This window comes from Nocardioides sp. S5, from assembly GCF_017310035.1.
GTDB lineage: Bacteria > Actinomycetota > Actinomycetes > Propionibacteriales > Nocardioidaceae > Nocardioides.
Genome location: NZ_CP022296.1, coordinates 4,595,101 through 4,611,329, shown reverse-complemented (window position 1 = coordinate 4,611,329; position 16,229 = coordinate 4,595,101). Strand labels below are relative to the sequence as shown.

The window sequence follows — 16,229 nt, the reverse complement described above, 5'->3', positions numbered from 1 at the left end:
GACATGGCGCGGCAGCCGGTGGTGCGGCACAACGACTGGGGGTCGCTGACCCCCCCGACGCTCGGGGACTGGGAGCCGACGCTGTCGGTCACCGTCGTGGTGCCGACCTTCAACTACCAGCACACGCTGCCCTACGTCCTGGCCGGGCTCGCGGCGCAGTCCTACCCCTCGCACCTGCTCGAGGTGCTCGTCGTCGACGACCAGAGCTCTCCCGCGCAGGAGCTGCCCGAGGTCCGCCCCGAGCACACCCGGCTGATCCGGGTCGAGGAGGGCTGGGGCCGCGCCAACGCCTGCCACCTCGGCGCGATGGCCGCCGACGGCGACGTCCTGCACTGGTACGACGCCGACATGCTGGCCTACCGCGAGGAGGTCGAGGCGCACGCGCGCTGGCACCACCTCGTCGACTACGCCGTCCCCGGTGGCCACAAGCTCTTCGTCGACCCGGCCGGACTGCTCGCCACCGACCCCGCCGTCGTGCGCGACCGCGTGGCCGCGGGCGAGGCCGGCGACCTCTTCCCCGGCCAGGAGCACGAGCCGCACCAGTGGGTCGAGGACTACTGGGCCAAGACCGACGACCTGCGCACCGCGGGCCCGCGCGCCCAGCGCTTCCACATCGGCATGACCGGGTCGGTGACCAGGGCGCTCTACCTCGACTCGGACGGCTTCGACCGCACGCTCCGCCTCGGCGAGGACATGCACCTGGGCCACTCGCTCGCCCAGGCCGGCGGCGTCTTCGTCGTCGACCGCGAGGCCCGCAGCTGGCACCTCGGCCGCTCGCAGGTGCTGCGTCGCGCCGAGCAGGTCAACCGCTTCAACGACCCCTACCTCGCCGACCTCGTGCCGACGATGCGCCCCAAGCGCAACCGCCGGGGCCGCGCCTACCAGGTGCCCTACCTCGAGGTCGTGCTGCGCGCCGGTCCGGCCGACGAGACCATCCGCGTCGTCGACTCGCTGCTCGACGGCGACGTGCCCGACCTCCGCGTCACCGTCGTCGGGCCGTGGGGATCGGTCCACGACGAGCGCGTCCAGCCGGTCGAGGACCCGGTGCTGGAGACCCGGCTGGTGCACCGCTCCTACCTCCACGAGCCGCGCGTACGCCTCGTCGAGACCGCACCCGCGACCTCGGACGCCGAGTTCGTGCTGACCCTGCCCGACGTCACGCTCGCCCCGCTCCCCGCCGCGCTGGCGGCCCTGCTCGACGACCTCGAGCGCACGCACCACGGCGCCCGCGTGCTGGCGTACGACTCGGGCGCGGCAGCGCGCCTCGAGCGCACGTCGGCGCTGGCGCGCGTCGCCCGCCTGGCCGACGACGGCGACGACCGCGAGACGCTGCTGGAGGAGTCCTTCGGGGTGAAGGCCTACCCGGCGACCGACGTGGGCTTCGTGGCTGTCGACCTGCGGGTCGTGGAGCGCTTCACCCTCGGCGCCCGCCCCGCCATGGACCCGGACAAGTCGGAGAACCGGCTGCGCAAGGCGCTCCGAGGAGCCGCCGACCCTTCGGTGGTCCGCGCGCCCGACGCCGACCCCGAGCCCGACGGCAAGCGGGGGTTGTTCGGCCGGCGCCGGTGAATCAGTCGGCGCCGAAGAGGTCCCGCGTGTAGACCTTGTCGACCACGTCGCGCAGCTCCTCGGACATCCGGTTCGCCACGATCACGTCCGCGCGCGCCGTGAAGGACGCCAGGTCGTCGGTGACCTCCGAGCCGAACCACGAGTCCTCGCCGAGCTCGGGCTCGTAGACGATCACCTCGACGCCCTTGCCCTTGAGGCGCTTCATGATCCCCTGCACCGACGACTCGCGGAAGTTGTCCGAGCCGGCCTTCATCAGCAGCCGGTGGATGCCCACGACGCGCGGGTGGCGGTCGAGGATGTCGAAGGCGATGAAGTCCTTGCGGGTGGTGTTGGCGTCGACGATGGCCGAGATCAGCGTCTGCGGGACGTCGCTGTAGTTGGCCAGCAGCTGCTTGGTGTCCTTGGGCAGGCAGTAGCCGCCGTAGCCGAAGGACGGGTTGTTGTAGTGCGTGCCGATCCGTGGGTCGAGGCCGACGCCGTCGATGATCGCCCGCGAGTCGAGCCCGCGCGAGAGGGCGAAGGAGTCGAGCTCGTTGAAGTAGGCGACCCGCATCGCGAGGTAGGTGTTGGCGAAGAGCTTGATCGCCTCGGCCTCGGTGGGCTCGGTGAAGAGCACCGGTACGTCGTCGGCGTCGGCGCCCTTGACGAGCAGCTCGGCGAAGGCGCGGGCCCGGCCTGAGTCCTCGCCCACCACGATCCGTGCGGGGTGCAGGTTGTCGTGCAGCGCCCGGCCCTCGCGGAGGAACTCGGGGGAGAAGATCACCGCGTCGGTGCCCAGGCGCTCGCGCACGTCCTCGACGTAGCCCACCGGCACGGTCGACTTCACCACCATCGTCGCCGCGGGGTTGATCCGCAGGACGTCGCGCATCACCGCCTCGATCGAGCTGGTGTCGAAGTAGTTGGTGACCGGGTCGTAGTTGGTCGGCGTCGCGATCACCACGAAGTCGGCGCCGGCGTGCGCGAGCTCGGCGTCGGTGGTGAAGGAGAGGTCGAGGTCCTCGGTGGCGAGGAAGCGCGAGATGTCGTCGTCGTGGATCGGGCTCTCGCCGGCCTCGAGCCGCGCGATCCGCTCGGCGTCGAGGTCGAGGCCGACGACGGTGTTGTGCCGTGCGAGCAGCACGGACATGGAGAGGCCGACGTAGCCGAGCCCGGCGACGGAGATCTTGGTGGTCACGCGGTCAGTCTGCCGTACGTCGGTGGCCGGCCGGCGTCGCGGCGGCGACGCTCGCAAAGACCACTCTCGAGTGTTCGGCGTGACCCGGGTCACGGATGGGTGCGACTTCCGCAGGACTTTCAGCCCTGCCCCCAGCCGCGGCCGCGGCCTAGCGTCGAGGCAGGAGATCCGCATCGTGAAGGAGTGATCGCCATGGACGACGAGGTCATGACCCCGCTCAGCCCCGACGAGTGCTGGGCGATGCTCCGCGAGGAGGAGTTCGCCCGCCTCGCCTTCCGGATGGTCGACGAGGTCCACATCGCCCCGATCAACTACGCCGTCGACCACGACACCCTGCTCTTCCGCAGCGCCGGCGGCGACAAGCTGCTCGCGGTGGCGATGGGCTCCGAGGTGGCCCTCGAGATCGACCGCTACGGCGAGGACGACGCCCGCAGCGTCGTCGTACGCGGCTCGGCCCGGATCCTCGACGAGCACGAGGAGTACCGCGCGGAGAGCCTCCCGCTGCGTCCGTGGGTCGGCACGTTGAAGTACAACGTCGTCGAGATCACCCCACGCGAGGTCACCGGTCGCGCCTTCCGCCTGTCCCGGCCGTGGTTGCACCTGACGCTCCACGAGTGAGGCCGGAGGCCCGTTTGGCGCTCGCTGGCACGGTGGAGGCATGGGAATCATGAAGAAGGCCGGCGCCTTCGCGGTCGCCAAGAAGGTCTACGACGAGGCACGCAAGCCGCACAACCAGGCCAAGATCAAGAGCGCCGTGGCCAAGGTGCAGGAGCGCCGCCAGAAGCGCCCTCGCTGACCAGAGCCCCGCGGCGTCAGGCGCCGCGACGGGGCCGGTGGCCCCACGCGAAGGCGCCGAGCCCGAAGAGCACCGGCCACAGCGCCAGCCGCTCCAGCGCACCGGCTGCCTGCTCGTCGCCGGACACGATGAACCCCACTGCGGCTGCGGCGGTGACGATCCCCGTCGCGAGCAGGGCCTTGGCCAGGCGCGGCTGGTCGTGCCGGATGCGGTGGCCGAGCCCCATCAGCGCCAGCGGCTGGCCGAGGAACAGCGGCGTCGCGGCGATCGCGTGGAGCGTCGCGTCCTGGTCGAGCGGCGCCAGCCCCGTGGCGTACGAGCTCACCCCCGAGACGACGAGCAGCCCGGTCACCCACGGGCCGAGCGGCTTCGCGAGCAGCAGCGCACCGCCGGCGAGCAGCACGCCGTAGCCCATGAAGGACCCGTTCATCACCTCGTGGCGCGGCGAGCACCAGTCCTGCGAGCAGCCCACCTCGCCGAGCTTGCTCACCGAGTCGGCCACGAAGCTGTAGCCGCCGGTCGTGGCGGCTGCGGTGACGACCTCGGTCGCGATGTACGTCGGTCGCAGCAGGAAGGCGACCGCGCCGAGCTGGGCGGCGCGCGAGGGGGCGTCGGGCACGTCGCCAACCTACTGGCGCGTCCCCACCCTCGGGGTGGGCCGGGCATTGCGGTCGCCGGACGCGGGGCGTAGACCGGAGGCCATGACCACCACACCCATGGAGCCGTCCACCGATCCCGAGGTTGTCCCGTCCGGAGACCCCGACGTGAACCCGATCGACCCCGGCCAGGAGCCGGGCTCACCCGTCCCGGAGACCGACCCCGCCCCCGTCTGAGCAGCGTGACCGACCTCGAGCGCTTCGTGCGCGCGCAGGACGAGCGCGGGACGTACGACCGCGCGCTGTCCGAGCTGCGCGCGGGGAGGAAGGCGAGCCACTGGATGTGGTTCGTCTTCCCGCAGGTCGCCGGACTCGGGCACAGCCCCACCGCGCAGGCGTACGCCGTCGCCGACCTCGCCGAGGCGCGCGCCTACCTCGCCCACGACGTGCTCGGTCCGCGGCTCCACCAGTGCTGCGACGCCCTGCTGGGGCTCGAGGGGGTGTCCGCCGAGCAGGTCCTCGGCAGCACCGACGCGATGAAGCTGCGGTCCTCGATGACGCTCTTCGCGCTCGCCGCGCCCGAGGACCTCGTCTTCGACCGCGTGCTCGAGCGGTTCTTCGACGGGGAGCGTGACGAGCGCACTCCTGCCCTGCTGCGATGAGCCCCGTCATGCCTATGCTCGCCCCATGACGATCCAGCAGCCGACCGACCTCACCCACGCAGCGATGCTCGGACTCGGGGTCCACCGGCCGGAGCGCCTCGTCACCAACGACGAGATCTGCGAGGTCCTCGACTCCACCGACGAGTGGATCCAGACGCGGTCGGGCATCCGCACGCGGCGCTTCGCCGGTGAGGACGAGACGCTCATCGGGATGTCGATCTCCGCGGCCGAGAAGGCCCTCGCGGCCGCCGGCGTGGGCGCCGAGGAGGTCGGGTGCGTGATCGTCGCGACGTCCACCCACCCCGAGCACACGCCCGCCTCCGCGCCCCAGGTCGCGACCGCGCTGGGCATCACCGCGGCGGCCTTCGACATCTCCGCCGGCTGCGCGGGCTTCTGCCACGCCCTCAACCTCGCGGCGTCGATGGTGCGCTCCGGCGCTGAGAAGCACGTGCTGGTGATCGGCGTCGAGCAGCTCAGCCGCTTCATGGACCCGACCGACCGCGGCACCGCCTTCATCTTCGCCGACGGCGCGGGCGCGGTGGTGGTGGGACCGTCCGGGTCCGCCGGGATCGGTCCGACCGCCTGGGGCTCCGACGGCTCGCAGGCGCACGTGATCACCCAGACCCCCAGCTGCCTCGGCGGCCACTCCGAGGTCGACCACCCGGTCGTGCAGATGGAGGGCACCGCCGTCTTCCGCTGGGCGCCCTTCGCGATGGCCGAGGTCGCCCACGAGGCGCTGCGCCTGGCCGGGGTGTCCGTCGACGAGCTCGACGCCTTCATCCCGCACCAGGCCAACCTGCGCATCACCCAGACGCTCGCGCGCAACATCAAGCTCCCCGACACGGTGGCGGTCGCGACGGACGTCATCGACTCCGGCAACACCTCGGCCGCGTCGGTGCCGCTGGCGATGGAGGCCATGCTGCGCCAGGACGAGGCGTCGGCCGGCGACACCGCGCTGCTGATCGCCTTCGGCGCCGGCCTCTCCTACGCCGGTCAGGTCGTGACGCTCCCTCCGCTGGCCCGCTAGCCGCGATGGACGAGGCCGAGGTCCGGCTCCGCAGTGGTGACCTGGTCCTGATCCGGCCGATCCGGGCGAGCGACGCGGTCGAGCTGCAGCGGGCGTTCGCGCTGATGAGCGAGGCGTCGCAGTACCAGCGCTTCATGACCGGCACCCCGCGGCTGACCGACAGCCAGGCGGCGTACTTCACCGCCGTCGACCACGTCGACCACGAGGCCTACGTCGCGCACGCACCGGACGACGACACCTACATCATCGGGGTGGCGCGCTTCATCCGCTACAGCTCCGCGCCCGACGACGCCGAGCTGGCCGTCACGGTCGCGGACTCGTGGCAGGGCCGCGGGCTCGGCGCCGCCCTGCTGCGGGTGCTGACCGCACGCGCGAACGAGGTGGGGGTCCGGCGCTTCCGCGCCGAGATGATGGCGGACAACGCGGCCATCATCGCTCTCCTGCGCAGCGCCGGCATGACGGACGAGACGGTGAGCGGTCGGCTCGCCACCGGCCACGTGGTGCTCGCGCGACCCGACTGACTCAGGCGCGCGAGAGCCGGTCGGCCACGACCGACCACACGTCGGGGTCGATCCCCATCCCGATGTGGGTCGACGACACCTCGACGTGCTCGGCGTCGGGCGAGGTGTGGTCGAGGCAGGCCTGCCACGACACGATCCCGTCGCGCTTGGAGAACAGGATCGTCAGCGGCACGGGGATGGGAGCCGTCGGGTCGAGGCGCTCGGCGACCCGCTGCGCGTCGGGGTCCGGGCCGCGGCGGTAGGCCCGCGCGACCGTGGTGTGCCGCGGTCCGCCGGTGACCGGCGTGCCGTAGGTGATGACGCGGCGTACGGCGTCGGGGTGGCGGCGCGCCACCTCGCGCGCGATGACACCGCCGAGGCTCCACCCGACCAGCGAGGCGGGCTCGCCCTTCGCCGCGACCAGCTCGAGCAGCCGTCGCGACAGGCGCTCGACGTCGCGCCGGGGGTCGCCGGTGTTGGTGCCGAAGCCCCAGCCGCGGGCGTCGTACCCCAGTCTCCGGAGGTAGGCGCGCAGCGGAGCCCCGGACAGCTCGGGTGCTCGCCACCCGGGGATGTCGACGACGAGGTGGCCGTCGCCCCGCGGCGCCGCGGACAGGCGCGGCAGCGCACCCAGCAGGCGTACGCCGTCGAGCGCGGACCCGAGCTCGCCCAGCGCGGCGCGTGTGGAGGGAGGCCCGCTCGGGTGCCCCAGGTCGCCGGGGTCCGCACGGTGGCGCGCCCGCGAGCGGACGCCGGCTGCGGCCAGCAGGTGGTGACCGGGGAGGGGCAGGCGGGACATGCCGCGACTGTACGACGGGGTCAGCTGCGGCGAGGCCGGTTCGTCCGCGAGGTGGCGGGTGCGCTGCGGGGATCCTCGGGCCAGGCGTGCTTGGGATAGCGCCCGCGCAGGTCGGCACGCACCCCCGGGTAGCCGTTGTCCCAGAAGGACTCCAGGTCGGCCGTGACGGCGGCCGGGCGGCGCGCGGGCGAGAGCAGGTGCAGCAGGAGCGGGACGCGGCCGTCAGCCAGGGCCGGCACCGCGGTCCAGCCGAAGACCTCCTGCAGTCGCACGGCGAGCACCGGCTGGTCCTGTGAGTAGTCGACCCGCACGCTCGACCCGCTGGGCACGGCGATGCGCTCCGGGGCCAGGTCGTCGAGCCGTCCCGCCTCCGGCCACGGCACCATCGCCCGCAGGGCAGCCGTCACGTCGATCCGCCGCAGGTCCGCGGCTGAGCGGACCCGCGCCAGTTGCGGCCCGAGCCAGGAGTCCAGGTCCCGCGCCAGCGCTGCGTCGCTGACGTCCGGCCACGGGTCCCCCAGTGCGCGGCGCAGGAAGTCGAGGCGAGCGCGCAGCGCCGTGGCTGCCTCCGACCAGTCGAGGAGAGCGATTCCCTCGCTCGCGATGGCGCCGCGGACCGCGTCGCTCACGGCCTGCGCGGGCGGGTCGCTGAGCGGGACCGAGCTCAGCTCGATCGCGCCCAGCAACGTCCGTCGGCGGGCCAGCACCCGCCCACCGGTCCAGGTGACCTCGTCCACCTCGGTCCAGAGCGATCCCGCTGCCTCCAGCGCGAGGTCCTCGGTGAGGGGTGCCGCCGCGCGGACCTGCGCCTCGCGCTGTCCGGGCCGTCGCTGGGCGTCACCGACCGCGAGCCACTCCAGTCCGGCCAGCGGCCCGGGGTCGCGCGGGTCGAGCGCCGCGCCGGTCCCGGACGCCATCAGGTAGGCCGAGCCCGAGGTGCCGGAGCGCTTGCGGGCGATCCGGTCCGGGTGCGCGAGGGCGACCACCAGACCCACCGCCACGTCGTCGGTGAGGGCGCGAGCGTGGTCCGACGCGTCTGGCCGGCCGCCCTGCTCCGCCGCGATCTCGTGCAGCCGGGTGACCTGGCTGCGCCACGACCCTGCCCGTCTGTCGGCACGCAGCGACCGGAGCGCCGCGACCAGGTCCCCGCCCGGAGCGCGTACGTCCTCGCTCAGCATCGCGACCACCTCCGCGGCCCGCTTCGACCCGACGGGACCGGCTCCGTCGATCAGGGCCCGCGCCAGTCGGGGATCGACCGGCACGCCCGAGATCACCCGTCCCCGCGGGGTGACCCTTCCGTCCTCGGTCATCGCCCCGAGGCTCACCAGCACCTGCGTGGCCGCCGACAGGGCGTGCGCCGGCGGCTGGTCGAGCAGCGCCAGGTCGCGGACGTCCTGGCTGCCCCAGCACGCGACCTCCAGGGCGAAGGCCGTCAGGTCGGCGGTGGCGATCTCGGGCTCCGGATGTGGCGCCAGGTGCGCGTGCTCCGCCTCGGACCAGCACCGCAGCACCGTGCCCGGCCCGAGCCGGCCGGCCCGTCCCGCCCGCTGCTCGGCGGCCGCCCGGCTCACCGCGACGGTGACCAGGGACGCCAGCCCGCGACGGTGGTCGGTGCGGGGCTCGCGGGAGAACCCGGCATCCACCACGACGCGCACCCCGGGAACCGTCAGCGACGACTCGGCGACCGCGGTCGAGACGATCACCCGCCGACGCGGGCCCTCGCTGAGCGCACGGTCCTGCTCGGCGCCGGGCAGACGCCCGTGCAGGGCGTGCACGGCCGCGTCCACGCCGGCCAGGCGACGTACGGTCGCCTCGACCTCCGCGACGCCCGGCACGAAGACCAGGACGTCTCCCTCGTGCCCGAGCAGCGCACGACGCACGGTCGCCGCGACGTGGTCGTGGAACGCCGGGGTGATCCCCCGGTCGTCGGTGCGGCGCACCCCCGCAGGCAGCGGGCACCACACCGTCTGCACCGGGTGCAGGGCGCCCGGGACGCGGATCACCGGGGCGCCACCCCCGTCCCCACCGAGCAGGGCGGCTGTCCGCTCGGCCTCGATGGTGGCCGACATCGCCACCAGGGACAGGTCCCCGCGCAGGTTGGCCCGGACGTCGACGAGCAGCGCCAGGGTCAGGTCGGCGTCGAGGTGGCGCTCGTGCACCTCGTCGAGCACGACCGCCCCGACCCCGACCAGCTCGGGATCGTGCTGGATGCGCCGGAGCAGCAGGCCGGTCGTGACGACCTCGACCCGCGTACGACGACTGCTCCGTCGGTCGCCGCGCACCGCGTACCCGACCGTCTCACCGACCGGCTCGCCGAGCAGGTGCGCCAGTCGACGGGCGGCAGCGCGGGCGGCGATGCGGCTGGGCTGCGTGACGACGACCTTCCCTTGCACGACCCCGGCGACCGCAGGCGGGGCCAGGGTCGTCTTGCCGGTGCCAGGCGGTGCCTGGACCACCGCTGCTCCGTGCGTGCGGAGCGCCTCGACGAGAGCGGCCAGCCCCGCGGTGACCGGGAGGTCCGGCGGCGCGGCGAGCAGGGTGCGCAGCGGGTCGGACACTCGTGCAGTGTGCCCGACGCGCGTCTTCTGACGAGCCTTCGTGACACCCGGTTGCGGGCCGGCCCGACCCCGCGTGTGGTCGGACCCGATGTCGGTGCCCTCTGGAAGAGTTCTCACATGACAGCGATCGCGCACTTCGACGACCACCAGGTGGTGGCCTTCGCGCGGTGGCTGGAGGCCGACCTGGCAGAGCTCGTGGACCGACCGATGTGGTCGATGTCGACCCGTGACGCGGAGGACGCGCTGCTGGCGTTGACGCGGGTGCGGGGCCAGCTCGACGCGTTGCTCATGCAGGTGCTGCGGCAGGCCGAGGCGGTGGGCGCGGGCCTCGACACGGGAGCGACGTCGACGACCAACTGGTGGTCCCACGCGACCCGCACCACCCGCGCCGAGGCGCACCGCACTGCGCGACTGGCCAGGTCCCTGGAGGACCACGAGGAGGTCGCCCGGGCGCTGGTCGCCGGCGACGTGCGGACCGACCAGGCGCGTGTCGTCACCGAGGCGGTCGACGCGCTCCCCGACGTGGTGGAGGAGGGGGTGTCGGAGGCGGCGACGCGGTTCCTGCTGGACAAGGCAGGTGAGCACGACGCAAAGGCGCTCCGGGCCCTGGGCCGCCGCGTGCTGGAGGTGGTCGACCCCGCTGCTGCCGATGCCGACGAGGCGCGTCAGCTGGAGGCAGAGGAGGCGGATGCCCTGGCTGCTGCGTCTTTCAGCCTGGTCGACGACGGGCACGGGTCGTGCCACGGCCGCTTCACCGTCTCCTCACTCCACGGGGCGATGCTCGCCAAGGACTTGAAGGCCCGCGTCGCCCGGACGCTCGGGAGGGCTGTCGGCGGGGACCCCGGCCAGTTGGCACCCCGCTACGCCCGACACAGGATGGGTCGGGCGTTCGTGGACTACATCGAGACCCGTCCACGCAGGTCAGTCCCGAAGGCCGGCGGTCTCGCGGCCACTGTCGTCGTGACGATGGAGCTCGAGACGCTGTTGGGCGGGTTGAAGGCCGCTTCGCTCGACACCGGTGGTCGGATCAGCGCCGGTGAGGCGCGCCGGCTGGCCTGCCGCGCGGGGATCGTCCCGGTGGTGCTGGACGGGCCGAGCGTCCCGCTCGATGTCGGTCGCAGGCGGCGGTTCCACACCGAGGCCCAGCGGATCGCGATGGGGATCCGCGACGGCGGCTGCACCGCGGACGGCTGCGACGCACCACCCGCCATGACGGAGGCCCACCACGACGAGGTGCCCTGGTCGCGCAACGGGGGGACGAGCGTCGAGAAGGGGCGGTTGCTCTGTCCTCCGCACCACCGCCGCATCCATGACCCGGCCTTCCAGCACCATCTCGACAAGCACGGCAAGGTGCGCTTCACCAGGCGGACGTAGGGAGACGCCACCAGGGAGACGCGGATGCTGACCGCCGTGGCCCCGGCTGGTCTCGCCCCGCCCTGGCCGTGCCGGGTCCGATGCGTCGCCCTCGACCGGCGTGCCGTGGGGGCCGTAGCCTCACGGCATGGGGGCGCGGACACCGGTGACGTACGACCACCACGACCACGTGCCGGGGCCGTACCTCCACGGCACCAGGGTCGAGCTCAGCCCCGGCGACGAGCTGGTGGCGGGCTGCTCCTCGAACTTCCAGGAGGGCCGGGTCTCCAACCACCTCTACTTCACGACGCTCGAGAGCACCGCGGCGTGGGGCGCCCAGCTGGCGACGGCGCTCGCCGGTCGGGAGGGAAGGGGCCACGTCTACGTCGTCGAGCCGACGGGGCCGTTCGAGGACGACCCGAACGTCACCGACAAGCGCTTCCCCGGCAACCCGACGGAGTCCTACCGGACCCGACACCCGCTGCGGGTCCTGCACGAGGTCGACGACTGGCAGGAGCACCCGCCCGAGGCGCTGCAGGCGATGCTCGAGAGCCTGGCCAAGCTGCGGGAGCAGGGTCTGGACGTCATCGAGGACTGACAGGCGCCCGATCGCGGGTGCGGAGGTCACGGCCGCATAACCATCGGGTGACGCTTGGTCACGGCCGCAGCGTGAGGGCGGTTGTGAGGTCGCCATCGGTCCCGCACGGTGGATGGGAAGCCGACCGAAGGAGTCGAGACACCGTGTTCACGCTCACCGAGAAGCCCGGATCGCCACGACAGTGGAACGTCATCGCGACGATCGCGCTGGGAGTGGTCCTGGCGGCTCTCCTGTCCTCCTGCGGCCAGGAGAGCCAGAGTCGCGCGACGCCGTTGGGCGAGCGCGCCGAGAACGACGTCCCCCTCAACCCCCCGACGCTGCGGTTCCACGTGTCGGCGGACGGGGAGGTGGACGCCTCGCCCGACCTGGAGGCCGAGGCCGGAGAGGTCGTTGCGGTGGTCCTCGAGAACGAGGGCGACGCCGCCTACGAGCTCCGGCTCCTCGACCCGGAGGGCGACGACGTGTTCGTGGTCGAGGCGCCGGCAGGCGGTCGTGGAGACGGTCGCGTGATGCCCCGCGACGTGGGACCGCACGTCGTCGAGGTCTACCCGGTCGGAGAGCCGGGGGCCGCCGAGGAGTTCGCGGTAGAGGTGTCCGAGACCTAGGTCGACGCGGTGCGGCGGCCGCTCCACCGGGCCGACGTAGCGATGACGCCACCGAGAAACACGGATGCTGACGCGCATGAGCCCCGGCTAGCCTCCGGGCCTCGCCCCACCCCTGGGGCGGCCGGGCTCCGCAGGCTCGACCTGCGCGGCGACCGGGATCCGTGAACAGTGGTCCGACCACATCGGCAGGGGTTGCCCGGCGGCCGGGTCGCACGACCCGGCCCGCCGGTGCCGGACCTCGATGTGGGTCAGCAGTCCCTCGGCCAGGCGGGGGCTCGGGCGACGACGAGGGCGCGACGGAGCATCTGCCGATCCTCGCAGGACGAGGCGTGCGGACCGCCTTGACATCCACCGTGGGGCACCCGATGGTGACTCGAGCCGTGTCCCCCCAGGGTGAGGAAGTCCCGTCATGTCCAGCGCCAGCACCAAGCAACGATCCTCCGGGCTCGCGGGGGTGATGCGACCGGTCAACTCGGTCGTCGAGCGTTTCATCCCCAGCGCACTGGTGTTCGCCATCGTGCTGACCTTCGTCGTGGCGATCATGGCGCTGCTCCTGACGGACGCCGGTCCCGTCGACATCACCCGCGGCTGGGGCGAGGGCCTGTCCGGGCTGCTGGCCTTCATGACCCAGATGGCGCTGATCCTGCTGCTGGGCCACACGCTGGCCAACACCGCACCGGTGCGGCGCCTGCTCGCGAAGATCGGTGGCCTGCCGAGGACGGCGCTCCAGGGATACCTGTTCGTCTTCCTCGTCGCCGCCATCGCCTCCCTGATCACCTGGGGCCTCGGCCTCGTGGTCGGCGTGCTGCTCGCGGTCGAGGTCGCCAAGCAGGGCCGCGAGAAGGGGCTGAGCCTGCACTTCCCGCTGCTCGTGGCGGCGGGCTACTCCGGCTACGTCATCTGGCACATGGGCTACTCCGGCTCCGGCACCCTGACCGCGGCCACCGAGGGATCCTTCATCGCCGAGCAGCTCGGCGAGACCATCCCGATCAGCGAGACCACCTTCGCCTGGTGGAACCTGCTCGCGATCGTCGCCACCATCATCGCGGTGGGCATCGGCCTGGCGCTGGTGGCACCGCGGGGCGGCGACCCGGTCATCGAGCTCGACGCGGACGCCCGCTTCGGCGACGACCTGGTGATCGACGAGGTCGTCACCCCCGCCGACCGCGTGGACGCCAGCCGGGTGCTCACGACGCTGGTCGGCCTGGCCCTGGTCGCCTACCTGGTGATCCACTACTCCGAGGGCGGCACGGCCACACTCGACATCGTCAACTGGACGTTCCTGGCTCTGATCTTCCTGCTGGTGCGCAGCCCGCTGGAGCTGATCGCCCTGGTGAAGAACGCCGCGTCCAACGTCGGCGAGATCCTGCTCCAGTTCCCGCTCTACGCCGGGATCATGGGGATCATGGCCACCTCGGGCCTGATCACCGTCCTCTCCGACTTCCTGGTCGACACCGCCGGTCCCTCGACCTTCGGCCTGCTGGCCTTCCTCTCCGCCGGGCTGGTGAACTTCTTCGTGCCGTCGGGCGGCGGACAGTTCGCCGTGCAGGGACCGGTGATGCTCGACGCCGGTGCGCGCCTCGGCGTCGACCCCTCGGTGACGATCATGGCGATCGCCTACGGCGACCAGTGGACCAACATGATCCAGCCCTTCTGGGCGCTGCCGGTGCTGGCCATCTCGGGGCTGAAGATCCGCGACATCCTCGGCTACACGCTCGTCACCCTCATCGCGTCGGGGCTGGTCTTCGCCACCACGATGCTGCTCGTCGGCGCCGGGTAGGCCGCGCCGGGACGGGGTACGACGTCCTGCCGTCCGGGCCGTTGACCGGGTGCGTCCGGGCGCGGATCATGGAGAGCAGAGGGGAGTACCCCGTCCTCGACGACCTCGACCATCCGGCGTTGACGGGGCAGTGATGGAGGTTTCTCCGCTCACGTGGGGCCTGACGATCGCGGGCATCGTGGGCCTGCTGCTCTTCGACTTCTACTTCCACGTCCGCAAGGCCCACGTGCCGACGCTGCGCGAGGCGGCGATCTGGTCGTCGCTCTACGTCGGGATCGCGATCCTCTTCGGCCTCGGGGTCCTGGTGTTCGACGGGACGACGCCCGGGGGTGAGTACTTCGCGGGCTACATCACCGAGAAGGCGCTCTCGGTCGACAACCTGTTCGTCTTCCTCATCATCATGTCGAGCTTCCGGGTCCCCCGCGAGGACCAGCAGAAGGTGCTGCTCTTCGGGATCGCCTTCGCCCTCGTGGCGCGCACCGGCTTCATCTTCCTCGGCGCCGCGCTGATCAACTCCTTCGCATGGGTCTTCTACCTCTTCGGCCTGGTCCTGATCCTCACCGCGGGCAACATGCTGACGTCCGACCACGACGACACCGAGAGCGCGGACAACGTCGTCGTCCGCCTCGCCCGCAGGTTCATGCACACCACCGACCACTACGACGGTGACCGGCTCTTCACGATGGTGGACGGCAAGCGCGCCATGACGCCGATGCTGCTCGTGATGGTGGCGATCGGCGGCACCGACATCCTCTTCGCGCTCGACTCGATCCCGGCGATCTTCGGACTCACGCAGAACACCTACCTGGTGTTCACCGCCGTCGCGTTCTCGCTGCTCGGGCTGCGCCAGCTGTTCTTCCTCATCGAGGGCCTGCTCGACCGGCTGATCTACCTGTCCTACGGCCTGGCGGCGATTCTGGCCTTCATCGGGGTCAAGCTCATCCTCCATGCGCTGCACGAGAACAACATCCCGTTCATCAACGACGGCGAGCCGATCCCGGTGACCGAGATCAGCACGACCGTGTCGCTGAGCGTCATCCTCGGCGTCCTGGCCGTGACGGTCGTCGCCTCGATCGTGAGCCCGGCAGGCCGGGCGCGCAACGCGATCAACAACGCGCGCCGCCACGCTGAGGACTACCTCGACTCCGAGTACACCAGTGACCCGGCCGAGCGGGAGCGGATCTACGGGCTGCTGCTCGCCGAGCGGGACCAGATCATCGTGCTGGGGCCGAAGCACCGCCAGAAGGCCCGCAACGAGCAGGAGCTGATGGCGCTGCTCCAGCGTGCCCGCGACAGCCACGACAGTGCCATCGACCGCGGCGAGGCCGGGACGACGGGACCGTCCAAGCTGCTCCCGCCGCGGGCGTGAGGTCCCGCCTACGAGGCCAGTGAGCCACCGAAGATCTGCCAGGCCAGCGCCGACTTCGCGACGAGGCTCAGCACGAGGTAGGCCCGCTCCCCGAACGCGTAGCTGCGCCAGGGCCCGACGCCGCGGTACTGCAGCCACTGGTTCAGCGCGAAGGTGTTGAAGAAGACGAAGAGCGACACGAAGATCCCGACGACGAAGCCGGGGACCTCCTCGGCGGCGAGGAGGTTGACGCCGATCGCCACCCACGGCGCGGCGCCGGCGATGCAGCCGAACCAGAAGGGCTTCATCGTCCGGGTGGGGCTGCCGGGCGGGTTGGCCGACTCCTGGAGCCAGCCGAAGAGGATCATCGCCACGTTGGCGCCGACGATCCCGATCAGGGCCGCGACGTCCACGACGCCGGCGTACAGCGCGATGAGGACGACCATGATGGTCGCGCTGAACGAGTACTCCACCCACCGGAACCTGTTGATCCCGCCGCGCAGGTCGCGCTCGTAGGTGCCGCGCATGACCGTCGCGGTCAGCAGGTGGTCGAGGGAGGCGAGCACCAGGAAGGTCGCGATCGCGATCCCGACGGGCAGGTCGAGGACGCCCTCGGGCGACGCGATCGCGCTGCCGGGCGGACCCGTGGGCAGCGACTGGGTGATCGTGATCGCGAAGTCGGTCGCCAGCACCACCACGGCGACCGCCTGCGCGAGGTGGAGCACCGCCAGTGCGAGGTTCCACCCGCGGAGCGAGCTGAGCGCCCGGTCGTCGACACCGGGCGCGGTCACGTCGTGGCTGGTCATGGCTCCATCATGGGGCCTGGGCGGTCCGGGGGCTCGCGGACGCGGGACCTTTGTCCCA

The 16,229-nt window shown here is 72.2% G+C and carries 17 protein-coding genes; 12 read left to right on the top strand and 5 right to left on the bottom strand.

All coding sequences use genetic code 11. The features are described from left to right. The first annotated feature begins 3 nt into the window (after nucleotides 1-3). Nucleotides 4-1,569 carry a glycosyltransferase family 2 protein gene (locus tag CFI00_RS22715; RefSeq protein ID WP_207083200.1) on the top strand — a complete coding sequence of 522 codons (1,566 nt, stop codon included), beginning with the start codon at nucleotides 4-6 and terminating at the stop codon, nucleotides 1,567-1,569. Nucleotide 1,570: 1 nt separating this feature from the next. Here CFI00_RS22715 and CFI00_RS22710 read toward each other — a convergent pair whose 3' ends face one another. After that, nucleotides 1,571-2,743 (bottom strand): nucleotide sugar dehydrogenase, encoded by a 1,173-nt coding sequence (locus CFI00_RS22710; protein ID WP_277988332.1) that lies wholly within the window; start codon nucleotides 2,741-2,743, stop codon nucleotides 1,571-1,573. A 192-nt stretch (nucleotides 2,744-2,935) separates the two neighbouring features. On the opposite strand from CFI00_RS22710, the gene CFI00_RS22705 reads away from it, so the two are divergent. Both CFI00_RS22705 and CFI00_RS22700 read left to right on the top strand, forming a co-directional pair. Next, on the top strand, nucleotides 2,936-3,361 hold the full coding sequence (locus CFI00_RS22705; RefSeq protein ID WP_207083198.1) for a pyridoxamine 5'-phosphate oxidase family protein: 426 nt from the start codon (nucleotides 2,936-2,938) through the stop codon (nucleotides 3,359-3,361). Nucleotides 3,362-3,401: 40 nt separating this feature from the next. After that, nucleotides 3,402-3,539 (top strand): hypothetical protein, encoded by a 138-nt coding sequence (locus CFI00_RS22700; protein WP_207083197.1) that lies wholly within the window; start codon nucleotides 3,402-3,404, stop codon nucleotides 3,537-3,539. 16 nt (nucleotides 3,540-3,555) lie between these two features. Here the strand turns inward: CFI00_RS22700 and CFI00_RS22695 are convergent, their stop codons facing one another. Next, nucleotides 3,556-4,158 carry a DUF998 domain-containing protein gene (locus tag CFI00_RS22695; RefSeq protein ID WP_207083196.1) on the bottom strand — a complete coding sequence of 201 codons (603 nt, stop codon included), beginning with the start codon at nucleotides 4,156-4,158 and terminating at the stop codon, nucleotides 3,556-3,558. A gap of 82 nt (nucleotides 4,159-4,240) precedes the next feature. Between CFI00_RS22695 and CFI00_RS23950 the strand changes: the two genes are divergently transcribed. Genes CFI00_RS23950 through CFI00_RS22680 form a run of 4 tightly spaced genes read left to right on the top strand, consistent with a single transcriptional unit; the run spans nucleotide 4,241 to nucleotide 6,345 of the window. Then, entirely contained in the window at nucleotides 4,241-4,372 is a 132-nt protein-coding gene (locus tag CFI00_RS23950) for a hypothetical protein (protein WP_277988331.1), read from the top strand. A 5-nt stretch (nucleotides 4,373-4,377) separates the two neighbouring features. Continuing rightward, nucleotides 4,378-4,797: a DUF1810 domain-containing protein gene (locus CFI00_RS22690; protein ID WP_242532582.1), complete on the top strand. Its 420-nt coding sequence runs from the start codon at nucleotides 4,378-4,380 to the stop codon at nucleotides 4,795-4,797. Between the two features lie 25 nt (nucleotides 4,798-4,822). After that, the gene (locus tag CFI00_RS22685; RefSeq protein ID WP_207083195.1) at nucleotides 4,823-5,824 is read left to right on the top strand and encodes a beta-ketoacyl-ACP synthase III; all 1,002 of its coding nucleotides are present in this window, start codon (nucleotides 4,823-4,825) and stop codon (nucleotides 5,822-5,824) included. A 5-nt stretch (nucleotides 5,825-5,829) separates the two neighbouring features. Continuing rightward, complete coding sequence (locus CFI00_RS22680; protein WP_207083194.1) at nucleotides 5,830-6,345, top strand: GNAT family N-acetyltransferase; 516 nt, start codon at nucleotides 5,830-5,832, stop codon at nucleotides 6,343-6,345. Nucleotide 6,346: 1 nt separating this feature from the next. Here CFI00_RS22680 and CFI00_RS22675 read toward each other — a convergent pair whose 3' ends face one another. Continuing rightward, nucleotides 6,347-7,123: an alpha/beta fold hydrolase gene (locus tag CFI00_RS22675; RefSeq protein ID WP_207083193.1), complete on the bottom strand. Its 777-nt coding sequence runs from the start codon at nucleotides 7,121-7,123 to the stop codon at nucleotides 6,347-6,349. Nucleotides 7,124-7,143: 20 nt separating this feature from the next. Continuing rightward, on the bottom strand, nucleotides 7,144-9,681 hold the full coding sequence (hrpB, locus tag CFI00_RS22670; RefSeq protein WP_207083192.1) for an ATP-dependent helicase HrpB: 2,538 nt from the start codon (nucleotides 9,679-9,681) through the stop codon (nucleotides 7,144-7,146). Between the two features lie 117 nt (nucleotides 9,682-9,798). Here hrpB and CFI00_RS22665 point away from each other — a divergent pair, with 117 nt between their 5' ends. The 5 genes from CFI00_RS22665 (at nucleotide 9,799) to CFI00_RS22645 (ending at nucleotide 15,386) form a co-directional block, all read left to right on the top strand. Then, entirely contained in the window at nucleotides 9,799-11,055 is a 1,257-nt protein-coding gene (locus CFI00_RS22665; protein WP_207083191.1) for an HNH endonuclease signature motif containing protein, read from the top strand. 127 nt (nucleotides 11,056-11,182) lie between these two features. Then, nucleotides 11,183-11,632: an NAD(+)--rifampin ADP-ribosyltransferase gene (gene arr / locus CFI00_RS22660; RefSeq protein WP_207083190.1), complete on the top strand. Its 450-nt coding sequence runs from the start codon at nucleotides 11,183-11,185 to the stop codon at nucleotides 11,630-11,632. A 143-nt stretch (nucleotides 11,633-11,775) separates the two neighbouring features. Next, on the top strand, nucleotides 11,776-12,237 hold the full coding sequence (locus CFI00_RS22655) for a hypothetical protein (RefSeq protein WP_207083189.1): 462 nt from the start codon (nucleotides 11,776-11,778) through the stop codon (nucleotides 12,235-12,237). Nucleotides 12,238-12,646: 409 nt separating this feature from the next. Beyond that, a complete protein-coding gene (locus CFI00_RS22650) occupies nucleotides 12,647-14,017 on the top strand; it encodes a TIGR00366 family protein (protein ID WP_207083188.1) in 1,371 nt (456 codons plus the stop codon). A 133-nt stretch (nucleotides 14,018-14,150) separates the two neighbouring features. Next, a complete protein-coding gene (locus CFI00_RS22645) occupies nucleotides 14,151-15,386 on the top strand; it encodes a TerC family protein (RefSeq protein ID WP_207083187.1) in 1,236 nt (411 codons plus the stop codon). Between the two features lie 8 nt (nucleotides 15,387-15,394). Here the strand turns inward: CFI00_RS22645 and heR are convergent, their stop codons facing one another. Further along, complete coding sequence (gene heR, locus CFI00_RS22640) at nucleotides 15,395-16,171, bottom strand: heliorhodopsin HeR (protein ID WP_207083186.1); 777 nt, start codon at nucleotides 16,169-16,171, stop codon at nucleotides 15,395-15,397. Nucleotides 16,172-16,229 lie beyond the last annotated feature (58 nt).

Coding starts and splice junctions, on each gene's coding strand:
- CFI00_RS22645 (WP_207083187.1), top strand. CDS start 14,151: ATGGAGGTTTCTCCGCTCACGTGGGGCCTGACGATCGCGGGCATCGTG.
- CFI00_RS22675 (WP_207083193.1), bottom strand. CDS start 7,123: ATGTCCCGCCTGCCCCTCCCCGGTCACCACCTGCTGGCCGCAGCCGGC.
- CFI00_RS22715 (WP_207083200.1), top strand. CDS start 4: ATGGCGCGGCAGCCGGTGGTGCGGCACAACGACTGGGGGTCGCTGACC.
- heR (WP_207083186.1), bottom strand. CDS start 16,171: ATGACCAGCCACGACGTGACCGCGCCCGGTGTCGACGACCGGGCGCTC.
- CFI00_RS22705 (WP_207083198.1), top strand. CDS start 2,936: ATGGACGACGAGGTCATGACCCCGCTCAGCCCCGACGAGTGCTGGGCG.
- CFI00_RS22685 (WP_207083195.1), top strand. CDS start 4,823: ATGACGATCCAGCAGCCGACCGACCTCACCCACGCAGCGATGCTCGGA.
- CFI00_RS23950 (WP_277988331.1), top strand. CDS start 4,241: ATGACCACCACACCCATGGAGCCGTCCACCGATCCCGAGGTTGTCCCG.
- CFI00_RS22680 (WP_207083194.1), top strand. CDS start 5,830: ATGGACGAGGCCGAGGTCCGGCTCCGCAGTGGTGACCTGGTCCTGATC.
- CFI00_RS22650 (WP_207083188.1), top strand. CDS start 12,647: ATGTCCAGCGCCAGCACCAAGCAACGATCCTCCGGGCTCGCGGGGGTG.
- CFI00_RS22700 (WP_207083197.1), top strand. CDS start 3,402: ATGGGAATCATGAAGAAGGCCGGCGCCTTCGCGGTCGCCAAGAAGGTC.
- arr (WP_207083190.1), top strand. CDS start 11,183: ATGGGGGCGCGGACACCGGTGACGTACGACCACCACGACCACGTGCCG.
- CFI00_RS22665 (WP_207083191.1), top strand. CDS start 9,799: ATGACAGCGATCGCGCACTTCGACGACCACCAGGTGGTGGCCTTCGCG.